Source organism: Bacillus tequilensis KCTC 13622, from assembly GCF_000507145.1.
Lineage (GTDB): Bacteria > Bacillota > Bacilli > Bacillales > Bacillaceae > Bacillus > Bacillus tequilensis.
In genome coordinates, this window is the sequence record NZ_AYTO01000010.1 from 23,455 (window position 1) to 38,890 (window position 15,436).

Consider the following 15,436-nt stretch of genomic DNA (forward strand, 5'->3'; position numbering starts at 1 on the left):
GCGACATGCTGTCGAACAAATAACATGTATCCCAAAGCAAGAAGGACAAAAATATCAGTTGACGTTCTGAGTTTTTCCATTTGTTGAAAGTGGCTGTATTAATTTTTCATTATTTTTTGTTTCTGTTATAATTTTACCGAGGGAGAAGATCCACCTTCTCCCTCGGCTCAAAATCATCTGCGCTTTCTTGGTCGTCTGCGTCTTTTGATTTTGGGCTTTTTTGTTTTAAGCTTTTCTCTTATGATAAGAGCTTTTTCAAAGATAGTTAGTGCTGTAAGTATGATGCCCAGTATCACTGCTATTTCAGCCACTTTCTTCCCTCCTTTCTATAATTTAATTATATACGATTACTTTACTCACGTCAACTAAATTGGAGAATTTTTTTCCTTTTTCCTCATAAAAAACAACCTATTCATGCTAAACAGAATAGGCTGTGTTCTGCTCTATTTTTCATTTTCAAACGGGAACGCTCAATGTTTTTCTGCACTGTTCCTTTTTTAATGTTCAGCAGCTGGGCGATCTCTTCGAAAGACATGTTTTGTACAGTATGCATGATGAAAATGTCCTTTTCTCTTTCAGTAAGGACCGAAAGGGCATCAGCAATTCTTTCTTTGTCCCAGTCGCTTACCTCTCCTTCTGGCTCCTGATTGATCGCATACTCTTCTGGCATTGCATCAATGATACGAGGATCAGCAAGAATCGTTCTTTGATAAACGTCTCTTCTGTCAGCTCCTCGGCGTGCTCCCGGTTGTCTCCCGTTCTGTAGCCATTCGAGAGTAAATTCAATATCACTGATCATACTGCCAATGATCTTCTTGTCGTTCTTTTGTTCGGCTGTCATTTCATTTTCTGGCGTTTCTGAGAATGCCCGGTACATCTTTCTCGCTTCTTTTAACGCTCTTTTGTATTCAATGATTAAATCTTGCATGTTTATCCTCCTCTTATTTACGCTTATAAGCGCCGCCTTTGCCGCGTCTGAGTGTTTGCATGTTTGCGTTCATCATTGATTGCCAGAAACGATCTGAGCGCTCCTGTTGCTTCTGTGATGGCTTCTTTTTGGACTGTTTCATGTATCATCACCCCTTTCACCAAAAGTAATCGCGATAGACATCCAGATAGTTGCGAAATAAAAAACGGACACCAAACAAACAGCGCAATGCTGTAAGTTCAGTGTCCGCAGGCTTTCCGTCTTGGACATTCATTAATGACTAGAATGAATATAAGTAATCCGTTTAGCTTATATTTACAAACTTTTGGATTTGCAGTATATTTCCTTTACTAATAATAAGAGTTAGGAGCTTTATAATGAACAAGATAGACGAGTTAAAAGAATTTTTAAAAGAAAACATCCATAATATGGTTATCGATGGAGGGGTAGGATTATCCGTTCCATGCCCTGACTTTGACTTATTACCTAGAGACTTCTTGAAATTTGCGAAGAATGAATTAGACAATTTAAATAAGAACAACGATAATCTTATACATATCATTAATTGCCTTTCTCATCTAAAAAGAGCTTTAGATTGCCAACTCGACACATTTTTTTATCAAATTAATCTATATAATTTAATAAAAAAGAGGAATCTTAGCTTTGACCAAAAAGTATTATTTTTAAAAAACGCAAGAGTCATTGACTCATCTTCGATTTCAAGATTAAATTATATACGGAATAAAATGGAGCATCATTATATAATTCCTAAGATTGAAGAGATTGAAGTCTATTTTGATTTAGTGAATGCATTTATCTTAGTATTAGAATCTAGTATAGCCTTCTTTTCAATTCACCATACTATTACCATTAGTTTAGAAAACGAAGATTCCTACAACTATTTCAGCTTTTCATATGTTTTTGACGAACACCCTAAAATAGTCTTCGAAGCTAATTATTTAGATTTCAAAATAACTGTTGATCCATCTGAAAAAAATGAATTTGTTTATTTTCTTAGAGCCTTCATTCTTTTAGGTAAATTAGATTACATGCAAAAAGAACATATGTTGGAAGAATTAGATTATGAAATAGTTTGGTCTTCAAGAAACTATTGAGTTGTTTTCATTATCCTAGCGCTCTTGCACAATAAACATTTTGGAGAGCAGGCATGCGGGTGTACTACTTTACCTAATTTGATGTAATGCTCTCCTCTCTATTTGTAATGAAGATCTAACAGAAATTCACTCTCCCATTTGTTACTATTAAACTAGTCAAGTATGTTTGGAGGTAAGTTTTTGGACTACATAAGATTTGTTCTTGAAAAACCACTGGCTGGAATTTTATTCAGTGTTTTAGCAGCTGCAGCCATTCTTTATTGTTTAACTCACTTTCCTTATGGGGCTTTATAAAAAGTCCCTATCCCCCTATCCCTGGCAGAACTGCAATCGCAAAGAATAAAACCGCCACGATCCCACCGAGAAGCCAGCCATTCGTCTTATCACGCTTTGCAATGATAGTTTCGTCTCCGATCATTTTCAGATCGTCTGACTTTGCAACAAGCACTGGTATGTAATCAGGATGCACTTTCAAATATTCCGCCGCCTCATAAACTGTCATCGCTTCGTCTTTTGTGGATTTGACTGCCCGCTGAAGCTCAACTTGTAAAGGGATCATTACGCATCACCCTCCAATTCATTTTGAGCAACTGTTATCGCAAAATTGAGATTGGTAATGATCTTCTCTAATGCCTGTTTGTATCGTTTCCTATCGCCGCTTAAATGCTGAATGTCCTTTTGAGCCTGCCGGAATTGATGTACCGTTACTTCCTGCTGGCGCTTGTTTTCCTCAATGATTTCCTGCTGCTTAACAGACAGTTCAGTCCGATCAATCAGAAAGTCAATATGCTCTTTAGCCATCCAATATTGATCTGTTGGCTTAGCATTTTCATATCCTTTTAGTTTTGAAACACGCGCTTTAATTTCCTGTAATTTATCCATGTCCGTTCCTCCCCCGCAGGGGAAAGCCCCTGCTATTTGATTTTGAAGCCTATTTCGTGATCGACTCGAGCAAAGCTGCCCTTTGCCGTTTGAATGATTGTTTTGCCATGCTCCGGGGCTTCCAAGACATGTGCGGTGCCCTGGCTCCCGTCTATAACGATGATCTGTATTTTGCCCGACTCCATTGCCTGTTCGATTGTTGTATCTTTGCTTAAATTAATTTCTCTTGGGTTGTACATTCTTAGCGCCCCCTGTGCTATGATAGAAGTACCAGTTCATATCAAGGCACTGAGGCCACGCGCTTCGGTGCTTTTTTTGTGTTTAATAGTGATCCGGTTTCCATCCGACCATCGTGAATGCCTGCGATGGTTTCAGATCCTCACGGTAAACGATCGGGTGTTTTTTCACGTATTCGGCCAGCTGTTCCGGCGTCATCTTCCATTCTTCAACCGGTCCTGGCTTGTAAGGATTGATGCTTTGCTGTTCCATGGTATTTACCTCCTCCATTGATTTTGGGTATCTCTGTGCCGCCAAGCTTCTTGCAATCAGAACCCATTCGGCTGGCGCATGCCTTAAACTGAGAGCAACGTGTCATACAGGCCATGAGCTTATCTTCTTCCTGCACCCACAACGGCCGATCGTCTGCGATTACCACGTTTAACAGTGGACTTTCCCGCCTTTCTTTTGAGTTTTTTCAGCTCGTCCAGCTCGATGAAGCCGAGTGACTTATCCAGAGCCAGCACCTTGAGTGGCGTATCGTAAAGCCGCTCATACAACTTGCGCTTGATGGCAAATTCCTTTGTTTCCACGCCCTTGATGTCAATGATCTCGATGCTGCCGTCCAAGTTATGAACCTCAAAGTCTGCAATATATTCAATCTTCCGAAAAGTTTTTCCGTTCTTTTTGAATGCTTCTTGCAGCAGGAACCGTGGCTGAAGCTTAAAATCTTTTATCTGCTTGCTCACCTTGAGCCATTTCAGTTGCTCATAGTATTTGACTTCGGCCCGGCTATCGAACGTGATGCCGTCCACCTGTGTTTTTCTGGCGCCGTACTTATTTGCTGGCATGTGATGCCTCCGTCCATTCATCAAAACTGTAGGCGTAATCAACGCTTTCAATGAAACCGATCTCCTTCGCTTTCTGACGGATTTTCATACATCCTTCATAGCTGTAAGCCCAAATTTCTTTATAATCCCTCAGTTCGCCGTATTTCCCTGTTATGATGAACTTCCGAAAGCTGTTAACCAGTTGCCACATGTTACCCCCATGCGAAAAACCGTTTGGACTCCCGTATCCCATTTCATACGGATAAACGTCATCACCTGTGTAATCATCAACGAAGAACAGTCTTTTCTTAAATCTGAAATACGCCACCCGATCCTTGTATTTACAGAAGAAAGTACGTCTGTCTATGCTTGCGATAAGCTTTATCAGATCATTAATATCGTTCAAGCGTTTTATTTGCTCTGCACTTGGCATTATTCCGCTACCTCCCGTCAATTTGTTCCCAGTACTGAATCTGTCTTTCCTTGTACGGCGCCGTCAGTATGATGGCCGGCAGCAGGATCACCGCTTTAAGCACTTCGCATCAGCTCCATTTGTCTGATTTTTTCCTCAAGCACCCGGATAGCCGGTGTGAGGTCCTTGCCGCCCTTTTGTTCAGCAGGCCCGAACAAATACATTCCCATGGATCCATTAACATTCGTTTTTTCATCCATTCCGCAACCCTGCCAATCTATGATTTAATAGCATTCTGTCGCCCTTGATGATCACGCAATAGTCTGCGCACATTTCATAAATCCGGGTACCGAGTGCCTCGTCTATATCAACCAACTCTTCGATGTCTAATTCACTTGAGATAAGAACCGGTTTATGGTTCAGATACCGATAATTGATGACAGAGTATGTCTGCTCCACCTGCCAATCGGTTGCCCGTGGTTTCTTAATCCGTCCTTCTTTGGTGTTTGTGTAAACAGGCTTGAACAGATCATCTATGAACAACACTTCAACCTCTTTCATGCGGTTGAGTTTCTCTTCCAGCTTGTCAAAGTCATCTTTCAGATCGTTGAAGCCTTCCACGTAAGGAAAATACTGAACTGCGATGTTCTTTGATTTGATCAGCTTGTTTGAAATAGCTGTCAGCAAATGTGTTTTCCCCGATCCCGGCTGCCCCAGTAATGCAATGCTATTGCTTCGGGTGCCGCGGATGCTGTCAAAGTCTTTGTAGTATTCCACCGCAGTATCGTAAGTGTCTTTCACGACAGCTGGCTTTCCTTCGGTTATAAAATTCTTGAACTTCAACTTCTCAAATTCAGCAGTTATGTCACTAGAATTCATAAGCTTCCGGATCCGCCGGCGCTCTATGCATTTACACCGGACCCATACCTCATATCCGTCCTTATTCTCGATGTATCCAAGTTGATCTTTACATTTCGGGCATTCGTATTCAGCCTTTTCTTCTGACCCGGCCGACCCCGCCGAAAATTGGGCTGACCTTTCTTGGAGCTTTTTCAGTATTGCTGCCATTGCCGCGTCTGTACTGTGCGTTTTGTGTTTTTCCATGTTGCCACTCCTTACTTTTGTTCTTGTTTGACTGGAGAATGCGCTGTACGTAGGCAAGATTGCGAGCGTTCCGCGTTACTGCCTCTTTCATTGCCTCCAGCACCTTATCTTCGCCATAATCGTCTATCAAGCTATTAAGCTTCTCAGCCATGAACGATGATAGAAGGCCGAATCCCTCATCCTCGAAAAATGTAAATGCGTTACTCTTCATTTTCTTCTCATCCTCCTGCTGCTCTTCTTGTGCTGGCGTTTCTTCCTGTACTGGCTCCGATTTCTTCCCGTAATTCTTGGTGTTTTGAAGCTTTACATAATCAACAATTGTGACAATGATCCCTTTGTTCTGCTTCAAGCGCCTCGTTTTGATAAAGCCTGATTCTTCTAACTTACTGAGCGAATAACGCACCTTCTTTACGTCAATGGAAGCTTCTCTCGCCAATTCAGCAACGTTGATCATCGCTTCTCCAATCTTTAGAGATCCAAATGGTGCGAAAGCAGCCTCTTCGAGTAAGCACATATAAATCATCTTTTCACGCCTGTTTGTAAATTGACGAGAAGGGACAATAACGTAACCCCAACCTTCCATATCCATGCCGCTCACCTACTTCCTTTCACACAGTGCTGTCATTCCGCTGATGCGGACTAAACGTAAACCAGGTTCATTTGTTCTGAGATAGCCTTCAACATAAGCACGGAACAGCTGCGCGCGATTGGGTGCCCCTTCTGCCAGCCATTTATAACAGAAGGGGATACTAACCTTAATCAAATGGGAGGTCATCGTCACTGATATCTACAGGTTTGCCGTCAAAAGGATCAGCATCCTGCGCACTTGGTTTTTCCTCTGATACTTCTGCATCAATGATTTCTGGCTCAGACATTTCGTCAGTGATGTCAATGCGCTCTCGTTCCTCATCGTCCTCAATGACAGCCTTCTGCATTTCCACTGACAAGATACCCCATTTGCTCAGAATCGCTTTCAAAACAGTTTTTAATGCCATTGCATCCCAATCGTTTTTCCAGCCGAAGTCCGACTTACTAAACTTCTTTTTATGCTTTTCAACTTGCGCCTTTGTCCAATACACTGTTTTCCGGAAACCGTTTAAAAGCTCAAAGTAAGCAGCGTAACCAATAACCGCATCTGATTCCCGTTTTTCAAAATCAATTTCTATTTCCTCAGTTAATGGGTTCCACTTTTGCAATTCTCCTTCATGGACCGGTATGCAATTGATGAATTTATACTGACCTGTACGTAAAGCCAACTGAATGTACCCTTTGTAACCAAGCTGAAATTGAGCACGGCCGCCATACGGAACTATCCAGGCATAACCCAAGTTTTTATCCACTGGCAGATCAAGCGTAGCAGCCACCATAGCCGATGAAATTACGCTCATAGGCTCTGCCTTTTGGAGCATTTTTTCACCGTTGTAAAGGCTCAGAATTGATGCTGTGAATTGGGAAGCCCTTTTCCCTAGAACTTCTTCGAAACGATTCATGACTGCCGGAGAAGAAAGCAGACCTTTCATTGTTGTTCCTTGCTGTTGTGCTGGAGCACTGTTTTGTTTCTTCTGGATATTGCTTTTTAGCGATTGATTTGTAGCCATATTCAGCTAACCTCCTTGATTCCAAAGCGTCTAAATTGGACTTCTTTAGTGACTTTCTCGTATACGTCCGGAAACTGCTCTTTGAGTTTCTTAGAGTCGATCCGGTTAGTTGAAACTGACTTCCAACTAGTTTGATAGTTTCCGATGAAGCCGTATTCTGCTTCCTTCATTTCGTGCTTAATCTGGTTTTTTAACTCCTTCGCTTGCAACTGGAGTTCGTTGATCTGATCTTTCAGCTGCAAATATTGCTGAATGCGTGTTTTATTCGCTGAAGTGAGCTCAACGACTTTACCGCCCTCTGCCTCGGCATAACGTTGCTTGAGATATTCTTCTGCTGCACTCGAACCATCAAGCACAGGGGCCTGTCCGCCCAATACATTTTCATTCCAAAATTGAATCTCAGCTTGAAAGATCATCGCAATGAGCTCGTCATCACGCTCAATCTCTTTCCAAATGAATTTATTGCCGCCGATTAGGACAGCGAAGTACGCTTTTTTATATTCAGGCCCTAGCACTCCTAAATAGTGCTGGACCTGAACTATATAGCTGTCGGGAATCTCGTCATCTTCCCACTCTTTCAGGTTGTATGCCGACGTGGTTTTGCACTCCAATATGGCTTTTTCACCAACAATCATTCGGTCAACATTCGCCAATATAAAATCGTGCTTGGGGTGCCTGAGCATCGCTATTCTCCGCCTAACTTTTTTGCCGCTACGAATCTCGAACTCTTTTGCAACAACGTCTTCAAGAAGTGAGCCAAAGTATGCAGCTTCACTGCCTGATTCACTTACAGGTACCTGGCCTGTTTTGTCTAACCACAATTCAAACGGTGTTTGCCATTTGTTTATTCCTAAAATTACGGAAGCATCTGAACCACCTATGCCCTTCCGTCGCTCAAGAAGCCATTCGTCCCGACTCATGTCCGCTGTCGAAGCGAAAACCTCTGCTTGCATCAGATCAGCCCCACCTTTCTTTTGTACTCTTCCGCACCAAGCCGCTGCCATTCTCGGTAGTTATCCATTGAAGGGAAACTAAACTGCGCTTTACCGTTTTTGGCGAATACAATTGAACCGCCGACCTGTCTCAAACGTTGCTGATCCTCCGGACGCTCGCTGAATGCTACTTTTACTGCTTTAGCCATTATTTAGCACCTGCTTTCTTCTCGTACATCTGTATAACTTGATGTGCTTCATGCTCTGATAGCAAACCGCCACCATTTAATCGCATAACTACTTTTCGTTTCGCTTTACTGAGTGGAGCTAAACCATGTTTTTTGAAAAGCATTGCTATATAGCCCTTTTGTCTGGGTGTTATGAAACGGGGGCTATAAACTCGATCATCTTCTCGCAGATAAGCGTTCAAGTTAGCTCTCAACTGCTCACCCTGTTTTACTGCCATATGAAGAGACATGTTTTCTTTATAGACCTCTTTCATATGATCTAATTGCTGTTTTAAATACTCGTTTTCTTGCTTTAATTGAGATTCAGTCACATCCAACAACCTCCATTGATTTTCATGAGGCGTTTTGGTATAATTAAATAACTATTTAAGTCAAAACGCCTTACTGAGTCCACTCTGCCAAGTGGGCTTTTTTATTGCTCATTTTTAAATTTGAAGCCAAGCTGCTCCCTGAGATAACGATCAAGGTTCTCTCTCAAGATCACCGCGCCGCAATCAATTACATAATCATCGACTGGGGTAACTTCATCCCCGAAAAAATCCTTTTGTGTTTCTGGCTCAGTCAACTTGTCGTGCCAGTTGTTTAAAATCATTGGATTTTCGATGTTCAATTTTTTCAGCTCCTTCATTTGCTTTAGCAAGTTCAGCAAGACTGTCGATCGCATTTTCTAAAGAGTAAAATTCCTTATGAAGAATGCTCACAGCTCCTTTGATATCTTCCTCTGAATATGCCGCCTTTTTTGCATGTCGCAAGAAGCTTGCCGCGAGCTCAAATTTTCTGAGATTCATACCAAACACCTACTTATCACTGCCAAATTGATACCTCGTTGTTGCATTTTCATAGCTGTTTCATACAATCGACCTTTATTAGCAAGTCGGCTGATATCCTCTGTAAGAACTTTGATACTTCCGGCGAGACTGATTGCCTCTTCATAATCACCATCACGCAATGCCTCTGAAAGCATGATAGAAAGCTCTTCCGCTGATTCAATTTTTCTTTTTGCTGCATCTACATCTGACTTCAAAAACTGATTAGTTTTCATGCAAAAACCGCCTTCCTTTCTTCTTGTTTTGACATGGCTACCTGATCCATCAACGCTTTACGCGTCCACTTATCAGCAAGCTCCTGCATATTCAAGCCATGATTTCGTACCAATGAGTAGATCAGTGTTTTATTTGCTGGAATCAGATCAAAGATCTGCTTAATATCTCCCATCGGTAAATCATTTGAACGACCTGGTCGATCGCTTGCCAACCATCGAGCCAACTGTTTAGTAGCCTGCAATGCTTCTTCAAGCTGATGAACCATGTTTATTACCGCAGCGCTTGCGCTTTCATTTAATGCAGGGTCAATCGGAGCAACCGCTGTTGGATGTAGCTTAAACAAGTAATGTACGAGATCAATGTGTTCATAGGCTTCACAGGCTTCAAACCACTTAATGCACAGTTCAGGTGTTAGTCTGCTAAAACCGTTTTCAACGTCTGAGACATAACGCTGATCTTTTCCACCGATTAGAATTCCGATTTGATATTGTGCAAGACCTGCTGCCTTGCGGGCTTTGCGCATGATTTGCGGTAAATTCCGCAAATTGTATGGGTTGTTCTCCATATGTTTGCCTCCTGATATATAAGTTATTTATTGGTAAAATTTAATTAATGAAGGGATGAGGGTTGTCCCTTTGCCATAAAGGGCTATTTCAATCTCCCCAAAATTGTGGAGATTAGTACCTCACTCCTCAAAGTTGTGGAGTGAAGCGCGATTAAGCCGATTGAGACGACATGAATTTATTTACAAAATAAATCTGACCTTTACCGGTTACCTTTGGTGTGCGTGCGGTCCTGATAGAACCGTCAAGATTGCTTACAGTTCTTTTCTTGATTTCAAACAGGCCCATATCCATACTGCGTTGGGTTGGGAGGTTAAATGATTCACCCTTTTTTCGAATCAGATATCCATTGTCGCGCAACCATTGAAATAATTTGTTCGGCCCGATATCTACACCGTTTTGCTGGATGATTTTCGCTAACTCACCAACAAGCACAGAGGACTCGGACGATTCAACCGCCTCAGCGAAAATCACTTTCGGTTTCATGGTTTCAATTTGCTTGCTTTGCTCTTTCATAGTGTGAAGAGTAGTTTTGAAAAGCAGTTTTGTATTTTCATCAGCTTGCGGCAGGTATGTTTGGATAAATAACTCGTCATTTGCTACGTAACCGCCCGTTTTTCTGATAGTCGGGATAACTTCATGAGTGATCCAGCGTTTGAACTGTTTGGCTTCGGGTTTGCGGCTACCGAGAATTAAAGTGTAAAGTCCTGGCTCGTTCACAATATTTGTATTGCCTTGTCGTCCTATGTTCAACATAGCCCGTTCGTCACTATCCAGTTTTGATACTGCTTGGGTGGCATTTTTAATCCCTAGAATCTCGCAGACGTCTTTTGCGACAAACCAAGGTTGTCCATCCTTTACAAATGTCCGAACCTGCTGATCTTGATAATTGAATACTTTTTGCAATTGACTCATTCATGAACCTCCTAAATAGAGTTGTCATTCACCAAACGGAAATTTTCGTTCAGTAGGTCCTTTGCTATTGCGCTTGTTTCATATTTGCTTGTTCCTGCGCTTCGATCCACGCATCTATGTTGTGCTTAGTGAAGAAAATGCGTGTGCGCACTCGGAAGTGTGGAATTTCTTTTTCACGAACCATTGTGTAAATCGTGTCGTGATGAACACCGAGGTATTCAGCAGCTTCCTGCACGGTCATTGTGTTGCGAGTCATTTCTACACCTCCTACGCTGTTTTTTAAATCTCTCACTCTCTCATGTGGTAAAATCTTCATGAAAGGTGGTAGATAAAATGAATAAATATTTATGGGACTTGAATATTGAAGAAATTCCTTGTGGTTGGGAAAATTTCTATCAAGATGCCCTAGTTGAATTCCCTAATGGAAAAATGTTCGAAGAATATATGAATGGGCCTGATGATAAATACGAATTCTTCTCTCACCCAGTCAAATATAGAGAGTTAATGGTTTACTGGTTTAATTTTCATAAGGCCAAAGCTCAAAAACTCTTTGAATCCGAAAATCTTTTAACTGACAGAAAAGCTATAAGTAATTTGATTAAGCATGATATGGTCTTAGATCATTTGGTCACAACTTGGATTTCTGATGATTTAACAATGGATTATTTTGATCCTGACTCTGTGGAAAGAGATTTTTTTGATCCGGATTGGTACTTTTCCAGTGATGAATACAATCAATCAAAAGGATATTCGGAGTTGCGATTTATTCAGTTTTAACAAGTACAAGCCCTTCTTTATCTAACAATGAGTTTCAGGTAGTTAGCAGGGTTCACTTTTGCTGGACCCTGTTTTCTCAGAACCGCAAGGAATGCTCGGATATTTGAAGAATGCCAGTTAGCTTACCATTAGGAATTTTGCTTAAATTGTTTTGAACCGTTTCGGTTAATGAGTAACGTTTCATGTTCTCACTCCTATGCTGTATATGATTTTTGTTTCGTATCGACGACTTCTTCTTCAAAAAAAAGCGTCCATTCGAAACCCAACTCATTTGCAATCCTTTTAGCAACTTGCACCGAAGGATTTCTCTTTCCTAATTCGATATTGGCATATGCCCCACGGGAAAGCTGTACTTTGTCAGCAACAGATTCTTGGCTTTGCTTACCCCGTCGGTTAATTAACCATTTTCTCAATATTATCAACTCCTTTGTGTGTCATATCGAATCACTTGTTTATTATAATATCGTCGATAAGACACATTGTCAATACTTTTTTTCGTCGTTTTGACACATTACTTCTATGTTTCATTTTGACACGTTATAATTGCTTTTGAAGAGGTGTGTCCACATGTTTAATAAAAAACTGATAACCCTTAGAAAATCAAAAAAACTAACACAAGAAGAAATGGCTAATAAAATCGGAGTACATAGAGGTACATATGCAAATTATGAAAGAGGACACCGGCAACCCGATTATGACACCTTAAAAAAAATTGCCGATTTCTTTGAAGTAACAATTGACTATTTGTTAGATCAAGAATCTGAACCGATTATACGCGAGGAGAAAACTCCTTATATTGCTTTAAATGATCCAGATTTACAAATTGCCTTTAGAGATGCTGCTGATTTTTCTGAAGAAGCTCGCAGACAAGCAATTGATTTTATCAACTATCTGAAGGAGAAAGAAAAAGCGAAAGGTCGTAAATCTCCGAATACGGAGAACGATTGAAATTCCCTAAAGCAAAAGTATTGCATTATTTCATTTCCAATAAATGATACAAATAATGATATAACGACACTTTTGCAATAATTATCTTTATGATTTAGTTATTCTTTAGTTATTTAGTTATTAATAGAAGTTTCCCAAAAAAGTCGAATGGTAACTAATGTAATTCCATTCGTGTACCAATGTTAAAAATTACAAGCGTTCAATCCCTTATGTAGCAAGGGGTTGAAGAAATGCCCGTATCCCATTGGTGTACCACTGGTTTCCTATCCGTATCCCATTGGTGTACCAAAAAAACGGGTATCTTCTTTTAATTTTCTGATGACATTTTTTTATAAAAAGGGGAAATTACAGTTGGCATTTTTATTTAAAAATGAAGAAGTTTATAACAGTGTAGCTAAAAAGAAACGAAAGGCATCTGGGGGATTTAGAAAAACATACTATGCAGCCCAACCGTTGTTAGGACAAAAAAATCAAGTTATGATGGAAGTTATTTTCGGATACTTAACTGGTTCACAAGTCAGCAGTCAAGGTCTGTTTATTGCAACAAAAGAAAATTTACACCTTGTAACTGATAAAGCCGGTGGTCATAAAATAATTAGTTGGAATTATGATGAGATTAATAGTATTTCAGTTTTAAAACAAGCTTTCACTGGTTTTACACTTGAATTTAAAACAGTTAATGGTGATTACCTAATTAAAAGCGTCATGGAAGGCGATCACGAAAAATTTATAAATTATGTTAGGAAGTCGATCATCGCAGCAAGCAAGAAAACAGCTACTGAGAACATTTCTAAACGTAAGGCTGACGAAAAGTCAATAAATTCTGATTTTGATTTCGTTGCTTCCGAAATAAGAAAATATGCAACTTTAAAAGATGAAGGACTTATTACAGAGGAAGAATTTACAGCGAAAAAGAAAAAGCTTTTAAACATATAAGGCCCGATTTGTTGGGCTTTTCTTTCACACTAAAAACAGAACATACATTCCTATTTGGCGGTGTTTATTATGGCAATCCAGTTATCACATCTAGAAGAAGAAGTAAAAAAGATATATTCAAAATTAAATATGCTCACTCCTGAGGATATAGATCTTGAACGCATTGCCGCTGCTTTCAAGATATGGATTCATTATGAGAAAGCTAATAGCAGCATGTTTTGTATCAATGGTCTTTACAGCACGGTTTTGGATATTCGAGCTTCCCCACAAGAGCAATGGCAAGACTTCGTTCACGAACTCGCCCACGTACTGAAGCATGCCGGAAACCAATTCAATATGAATAGAATGTTTAGGGAGCTTCAAGAATATCAGGCCAATAGTTTCATGTATCACTTTTGTGTACCGACATTCATGCTCGTTAAGATTTCGTTGCCGCGCATGCAATCCGAGGCTATAAAGTTAATTGGAGATACCTTTAACGTCACATACCCTTTTGCAGCCAAACGGCTTGAAATGTACAAAAGAAAACTGTTTTCAGAGAAACTATTTTTAGTGAGGTGTTAATCATGGGTCATTGGATGGCTAGAGGTCAAAAATCATTTTTATTAGTTGTTGAGAACGGTTATGATTCAAAAGGCAAACGCAATAGGAAGACTAAAACAATCAAAATTGAAGATCCAAAAATTCTAAACAGCGTTAGAAAGCGAGAAAAATATTTATCACAGCAACTCCTAATGTTCGAAATGGAAGTAACGTCTGGTGAATATATATCGCCCGAAAAAACAACCTTCGAGTCTTTTGCAAACGAATATAAAGAACGAATTTTATATAAGAAATTTGCCCACAGAACATCTGAAATGCATGAGAGTCATATTAAAAACTACATTCTTCCAGCGATCGGTCACAGGAGATTAGATCAGATCAAAACAATGCATATTGTTGACTTTATGGATTCACTTGAAAAAGACGGAATTCGAAAAGATGGCAAACCAGGAGGTTTATCAAGTTCAACCAGATACGATATATTCAAAGTTATAAAGGCAATGTTCAAAGTTGCTGTTAAGCAATGGAAACTAATCAAAGTAGATCCAACCGAAGATTTAGATCCCCCTTCTGTTGAAACCAAAGAAATGCAATTTTATGATTCAGAAGCAGCTAAAGAATGCATTGAAGCTCTTTATCAGATTGATATAATGTGGAGATTGTACTTTTTAGGTGCAATGATTGGCGGTCTAAGAAGAGCAGAAGGATTAGCCTTTGAATGGCATTTAGATGTTGATTGGGATGCGGGAGGTTTTTATGTAAATCGTTCAATTCCAAAAACAATTGAAGGAAAACCACTTATCAAAGATCCTAAATCAAAAAAATCTAAGCGCTTTGTAAAAATGCCTGATTGGTACATGGAAGAGCTTGAGAAGTACTATAAAATGTGGAAAAAAGAGAAACTTAGATTAGGTGATGCTTGGGAAGGTGGAGAACACCAATACATTTTCCATAGTGGGAAAGGTAAGCCCTATTATTACACAACCCCCACTGCAAAATGGTCCAAGTTCACTAAAAAGTATGGGCTGAAAAAAATACGACTTCACGAGTTGCGTCATACAATGGTTACTTTATTAATTGAAGCTGGTGCAAATTATAGAGCGATTCAAGAACGAGTCGGTCACGCCAGCTATCGAACTACATTCGATAGATATGGCCATGTAACAAAAAAATTAGCTGATGAGACAGCTGAACTATTCAACAATTTTGACCCTAAAAAGAGATACGGTCAATGAATTTTGAAGCCGAAAAATCAAGTTCGCCAACAGTTTGCCAACAACTCGCGAATTTGATAAACCGGCTTTATTAAAGCAAAGTAAAAAACCCTTGCTACGCAAGGGTTTAAGCTATGATTCCGACTGGGCTCGAACCAGCGACCTCTACCCTGTCAAGGTAGCGACAAGGTATTTTAGCTGGTTTAGTTTATCTAGGAGATACCTGAGAAAA

Annotated in this window: 28 protein-coding genes; 6 read left to right on the forward strand and 22 right to left on the reverse strand. The window is 40.1% G+C overall.

Annotated features, from left to right (window positions below):
• Window positions 1–173: 173 nt before the first annotated feature.
• From V756_RS1000000124110 to V756_RS01000000121920, 3 genes are all read right to left on the reverse strand, one after another.
• The gene (locus V756_RS1000000124110) at window positions 174–311 is read right to left on the reverse strand and encodes a hypothetical protein (RefSeq protein ID WP_167330626.1); all 138 of its coding nucleotides are present in this window, start codon (window positions 309–311) and stop codon (window positions 174–176) included.
• Window positions 312–412: 101 nt separating this feature from the next.
• Entirely contained in the window at window positions 413–928 is a 516-nt protein-coding gene (locus V756_RS0106065) for a sigma-70 family RNA polymerase sigma factor (RefSeq protein ID WP_024713903.1), read from the reverse strand.
• A gap of 13 nt (window positions 929–941) precedes the next feature.
• On the reverse strand, window positions 942–1,070 hold the full coding sequence (locus tag V756_RS01000000121920; RefSeq protein WP_032681806.1) for a hypothetical protein: 129 nt from the start codon (window positions 1,068–1,070) through the stop codon (window positions 942–944).
• 235 nt (window positions 1,071–1,305) lie between these two features.
• On the opposite strand from V756_RS01000000121920, the gene V756_RS0106075 reads away from it, so the two are divergent.
• The gene (locus tag V756_RS0106075; RefSeq protein ID WP_024713904.1) at window positions 1,306–2,043 is read left to right on the forward strand and encodes a hypothetical protein; all 738 of its coding nucleotides are present in this window, start codon (window positions 1,306–1,308) and stop codon (window positions 2,041–2,043) included.
• A gap of 301 nt (window positions 2,044–2,344) precedes the next feature.
• Here V756_RS0106075 and V756_RS0106080 read toward each other — a convergent pair whose 3' ends face one another.
• From V756_RS0106080 to V756_RS0106175, 18 genes are all read right to left on the reverse strand, one after another.
• Window positions 2,345–2,602 (reverse strand): YrzE family protein, encoded by a 258-nt coding sequence (locus tag V756_RS0106080; RefSeq protein ID WP_024713905.1) that lies wholly within the window; start codon window positions 2,600–2,602, stop codon window positions 2,345–2,347.
• Window positions 2,602–2,925, reverse strand: a complete 324-nt coding sequence (locus V756_RS0106085; protein WP_024713906.1) for a hypothetical protein — start codon at window positions 2,923–2,925, stop codon at window positions 2,602–2,604. The genes V756_RS0106080 and V756_RS0106085 overlap by 1 nt, the downstream gene beginning before the upstream one ends.
• A 32-nt stretch (window positions 2,926–2,957) precedes the next feature.
• The gene (locus V756_RS0106090; RefSeq protein ID WP_024713907.1) at window positions 2,958–3,164 is read right to left on the reverse strand and encodes an XtrA/YqaO family protein; all 207 of its coding nucleotides are present in this window, start codon (window positions 3,162–3,164) and stop codon (window positions 2,958–2,960) included.
• A gap of 82 nt (window positions 3,165–3,246) precedes the next feature.
• On the reverse strand, window positions 3,247–3,414 hold the full coding sequence (locus tag V756_RS1000000124115; protein WP_167330627.1) for a hypothetical protein: 168 nt from the start codon (window positions 3,412–3,414) through the stop codon (window positions 3,247–3,249).
• Between the two features lie 119 nt (window positions 3,415–3,533).
• A complete protein-coding gene (locus tag V756_RS0106100) occupies window positions 3,534–3,992 on the reverse strand; it encodes a DUF1064 domain-containing protein (protein ID WP_024713908.1) in 459 nt (152 codons plus the stop codon).
• On the reverse strand, window positions 3,979–4,404 hold the full coding sequence (locus V756_RS0106105) for a YoqU family phage-derived protein (RefSeq protein WP_024713909.1): 426 nt from the start codon (window positions 4,402–4,404) through the stop codon (window positions 3,979–3,981). Before V756_RS0106105 ends, V756_RS0106100 begins: the two co-directional genes overlap by 14 nt.
• A 95-nt stretch (window positions 4,405–4,499) precedes the next feature.
• Window positions 4,500–4,643, reverse strand: coding sequence for a hypothetical protein (locus tag V756_RS1000000124120; RefSeq protein ID WP_032681810.1), 144 nt, complete (start codon window positions 4,641–4,643; stop codon window positions 4,500–4,502).
• Window positions 4,636–5,487, reverse strand: a complete 852-nt coding sequence (locus V756_RS0106120; RefSeq protein WP_024713910.1) for an ATP-binding protein — start codon at window positions 5,485–5,487, stop codon at window positions 4,636–4,638. Before V756_RS0106120 ends, V756_RS1000000124120 begins: the two co-directional genes overlap by 8 nt.
• Window positions 5,372–6,076 (reverse strand): DnaD domain protein, encoded by a 705-nt coding sequence (locus V756_RS0106125; protein WP_024713911.1) that lies wholly within the window; start codon window positions 6,074–6,076, stop codon window positions 5,372–5,374. The genes V756_RS0106120 and V756_RS0106125 overlap by 116 nt, the downstream gene beginning before the upstream one ends.
• A 166-nt stretch (window positions 6,077–6,242) precedes the next feature.
• A complete protein-coding gene (locus V756_RS0106130; RefSeq protein ID WP_024713912.1) occupies window positions 6,243–7,085 on the reverse strand; it encodes a recombinase RecT in 843 nt (280 codons plus the stop codon).
• 2 nt (window positions 7,086–7,087) lie between these two features.
• Window positions 7,088–8,038 (reverse strand): YqaJ viral recombinase family nuclease, encoded by a 951-nt coding sequence (locus tag V756_RS0106135; protein WP_024713913.1) that lies wholly within the window; start codon window positions 8,036–8,038, stop codon window positions 7,088–7,090.
• On the reverse strand, window positions 8,038–8,226 hold the full coding sequence (locus V756_RS0106140) for a YjzJ family protein (RefSeq protein WP_024713914.1): 189 nt from the start codon (window positions 8,224–8,226) through the stop codon (window positions 8,038–8,040). The genes V756_RS0106135 and V756_RS0106140 overlap by 1 nt, the downstream gene beginning before the upstream one ends.
• Entirely contained in the window at window positions 8,226–8,576 is a 351-nt protein-coding gene (locus V756_RS0106145) for a hypothetical protein (RefSeq protein ID WP_024713915.1), read from the reverse strand. Before V756_RS0106145 ends, V756_RS0106140 begins: the two co-directional genes overlap by 1 nt.
• A gap of 101 nt (window positions 8,577–8,677) precedes the next feature.
• Window positions 8,678–8,857, reverse strand: a complete 180-nt coding sequence (locus tag V756_RS0106150; RefSeq protein WP_255210015.1) for a YqaI family protein — start codon at window positions 8,855–8,857, stop codon at window positions 8,678–8,680.
• A 192-nt stretch (window positions 8,858–9,049) separates the two neighbouring features.
• On the reverse strand, window positions 9,050–9,307 hold the full coding sequence (locus V756_RS0106160) for a YqaH family protein (RefSeq protein WP_024713918.1): 258 nt from the start codon (window positions 9,305–9,307) through the stop codon (window positions 9,050–9,052).
• A complete protein-coding gene (locus V756_RS0106165; protein WP_024713919.1) occupies window positions 9,304–9,873 on the reverse strand; it encodes a helix-turn-helix domain-containing protein in 570 nt (189 codons plus the stop codon). Before V756_RS0106165 ends, V756_RS0106160 begins: the two co-directional genes overlap by 4 nt.
• Window positions 9,874–10,024: 151 nt before the next feature.
• The gene (locus V756_RS0106170) at window positions 10,025–10,786 is read right to left on the reverse strand and encodes a phage antirepressor (protein WP_024713920.1); all 762 of its coding nucleotides are present in this window, start codon (window positions 10,784–10,786) and stop codon (window positions 10,025–10,027) included.
• 64 nt (window positions 10,787–10,850) lie between these two features.
• Window positions 10,851–11,042: a helix-turn-helix domain-containing protein gene (locus V756_RS0106175; protein WP_010329848.1), complete on the reverse strand. Its 192-nt coding sequence runs from the start codon at window positions 11,040–11,042 to the stop codon at window positions 10,851–10,853.
• A 77-nt stretch (window positions 11,043–11,119) separates the two neighbouring features.
• On the opposite strand from V756_RS0106175, the gene V756_RS0106180 reads away from it, so the two are divergent.
• A complete protein-coding gene (locus V756_RS0106180; protein ID WP_024713921.1) occupies window positions 11,120–11,563 on the forward strand; it encodes a hypothetical protein in 444 nt (147 codons plus the stop codon).
• 194 nt (window positions 11,564–11,757) lie between these two features.
• Here V756_RS0106180 and V756_RS0106185 read toward each other — a convergent pair whose 3' ends face one another.
• On the reverse strand, window positions 11,758–11,976 hold the full coding sequence (locus V756_RS0106185) for a helix-turn-helix transcriptional regulator (protein ID WP_024713922.1): 219 nt from the start codon (window positions 11,974–11,976) through the stop codon (window positions 11,758–11,760).
• A 154-nt stretch (window positions 11,977–12,130) separates the two neighbouring features.
• Here V756_RS0106185 and V756_RS0106190 point away from each other — a divergent pair, with 154 nt between their 5' ends.
• From V756_RS0106190 to V756_RS0106205, 4 genes are all read left to right on the forward strand, one after another.
• Window positions 12,131–12,511 carry a helix-turn-helix domain-containing protein gene (locus tag V756_RS0106190; RefSeq protein WP_024713923.1) on the forward strand — a complete coding sequence of 127 codons (381 nt, stop codon included), beginning with the start codon at window positions 12,131–12,133 and terminating at the stop codon, window positions 12,509–12,511.
• Between the two features lie 351 nt (window positions 12,512–12,862).
• On the forward strand, window positions 12,863–13,447 hold the full coding sequence (locus V756_RS1000000124290; RefSeq protein ID WP_024713924.1) for an SHOCT domain-containing protein: 585 nt from the start codon (window positions 12,863–12,865) through the stop codon (window positions 13,445–13,447).
• A 69-nt stretch (window positions 13,448–13,516) separates the two neighbouring features.
• Complete coding sequence (locus V756_RS0106200) at window positions 13,517–14,011, forward strand: ImmA/IrrE family metallo-endopeptidase (protein WP_024713925.1); 495 nt, start codon at window positions 13,517–13,519, stop codon at window positions 14,009–14,011.
• 2 nt (window positions 14,012–14,013) lie between these two features.
• Window positions 14,014–15,225: a tyrosine-type recombinase/integrase gene (locus V756_RS0106205; protein ID WP_024713926.1), complete on the forward strand. Its 1,212-nt coding sequence runs from the start codon at window positions 14,014–14,016 to the stop codon at window positions 15,223–15,225.
• The last annotated feature ends 211 nt before the right edge of the window (window positions 15,226–15,436 follow it).

Bases quoted from the DNA above. Each gene is read 5' to 3' on its own strand.
- V756_RS0106150 (WP_255210015.1), bottom strand. From the start codon at position 8,857: ATGATTTTAAACAACTGGCACGACAAGTTGACTGAGCCAGAAACACAA.
- V756_RS0106105 (WP_024713909.1), bottom strand. From the start codon at position 4,404: ATGCCAAGTGCAGAGCAAATAAAACGCTTGAACGATATTAATGATCTG.
- V756_RS0106075 (WP_024713904.1), top strand. From the start codon at position 1,306: ATGAACAAGATAGACGAGTTAAAAGAATTTTTAAAAGAAAACATCCAT.
- V756_RS0106090 (WP_024713907.1), bottom strand. From the start codon at position 3,164: ATGTACAACCCAAGAGAAATTAATTTAAGCAAAGATACAACAATCGAA.
- V756_RS0106140 (WP_024713914.1), bottom strand. From the start codon at position 8,226: ATGGCTAAAGCAGTAAAAGTAGCATTCAGCGAGCGTCCGGAGGATCAG.
- V756_RS1000000124115 (WP_167330627.1), bottom strand. From the start codon at position 3,414: ATGGAACAGCAAAGCATCAATCCTTACAAGCCAGGACCGGTTGAAGAA.
- V756_RS0106085 (WP_024713906.1), bottom strand. From the start codon at position 2,925: ATGGATAAATTACAGGAAATTAAAGCGCGTGTTTCAAAACTAAAAGGA.
- V756_RS0106180 (WP_024713921.1), top strand. From the start codon at position 11,120: ATGAATAAATATTTATGGGACTTGAATATTGAAGAAATTCCTTGTGGT.
- V756_RS0106175 (WP_010329848.1), bottom strand. From the start codon at position 11,042: ATGACTCGCAACACAATGACCGTGCAGGAAGCTGCTGAATACCTCGGT.
- V756_RS0106135 (WP_024713913.1), bottom strand. From the start codon at position 8,038: ATGCAAGCAGAGGTTTTCGCTTCGACAGCGGACATGAGTCGGGACGAA.
- V756_RS0106100 (WP_024713908.1), bottom strand. From the start codon at position 3,992: ATGCCAGCAAATAAGTACGGCGCCAGAAAAACACAGGTGGACGGCATC.
- V756_RS0106200 (WP_024713925.1), top strand. From the start codon at position 13,517: ATGGCAATCCAGTTATCACATCTAGAAGAAGAAGTAAAAAAGATATAT.
- V756_RS0106165 (WP_024713919.1), bottom strand. From the start codon at position 9,873: ATGGAGAACAACCCATACAATTTGCGGAATTTACCGCAAATCATGCGC.
- V756_RS0106205 (WP_024713926.1), top strand. From the start codon at position 14,014: ATGGGTCATTGGATGGCTAGAGGTCAAAAATCATTTTTATTAGTTGTT.
- V756_RS0106160 (WP_024713918.1), bottom strand. From the start codon at position 9,307: ATGAAAACTAATCAGTTTTTGAAGTCAGATGTAGATGCAGCAAAAAGA.
- V756_RS0106120 (WP_024713910.1), bottom strand. From the start codon at position 5,487: ATGGAAAAACACAAAACGCACAGTACAGACGCGGCAATGGCAGCAATA.
- V756_RS01000000121920 (WP_032681806.1), bottom strand. From the start codon at position 1,070: ATGAAACAGTCCAAAAAGAAGCCATCACAGAAGCAACAGGAGCGCTCA.
- V756_RS0106170 (WP_024713920.1), bottom strand. From the start codon at position 10,786: ATGAGTCAATTGCAAAAAGTATTCAATTATCAAGATCAGCAGGTTCGG.
- V756_RS0106080 (WP_024713905.1), bottom strand. From the start codon at position 2,602: ATGATCCCTTTACAAGTTGAGCTTCAGCGGGCAGTCAAATCCACAAAA.
- V756_RS0106190 (WP_024713923.1), top strand. From the start codon at position 12,131: ATGTTTAATAAAAAACTGATAACCCTTAGAAAATCAAAAAAACTAACA.
- V756_RS0106125 (WP_024713911.1), bottom strand. From the start codon at position 6,076: ATGGATATGGAAGGTTGGGGTTACGTTATTGTCCCTTCTCGTCAATTT.
- V756_RS0106065 (WP_024713903.1), bottom strand. From the start codon at position 928: ATGCAAGATTTAATCATTGAATACAAAAGAGCGTTAAAAGAAGCGAGA.
- V756_RS1000000124120 (WP_032681810.1), bottom strand. From the start codon at position 4,643: ATGGATGAAAAAACGAATGTTAATGGATCCATGGGAATGTATTTGTTC.
- V756_RS0106130 (WP_024713912.1), bottom strand. From the start codon at position 7,085: ATGGCTACAAATCAATCGCTAAAAAGCAATATCCAGAAGAAACAAAAC.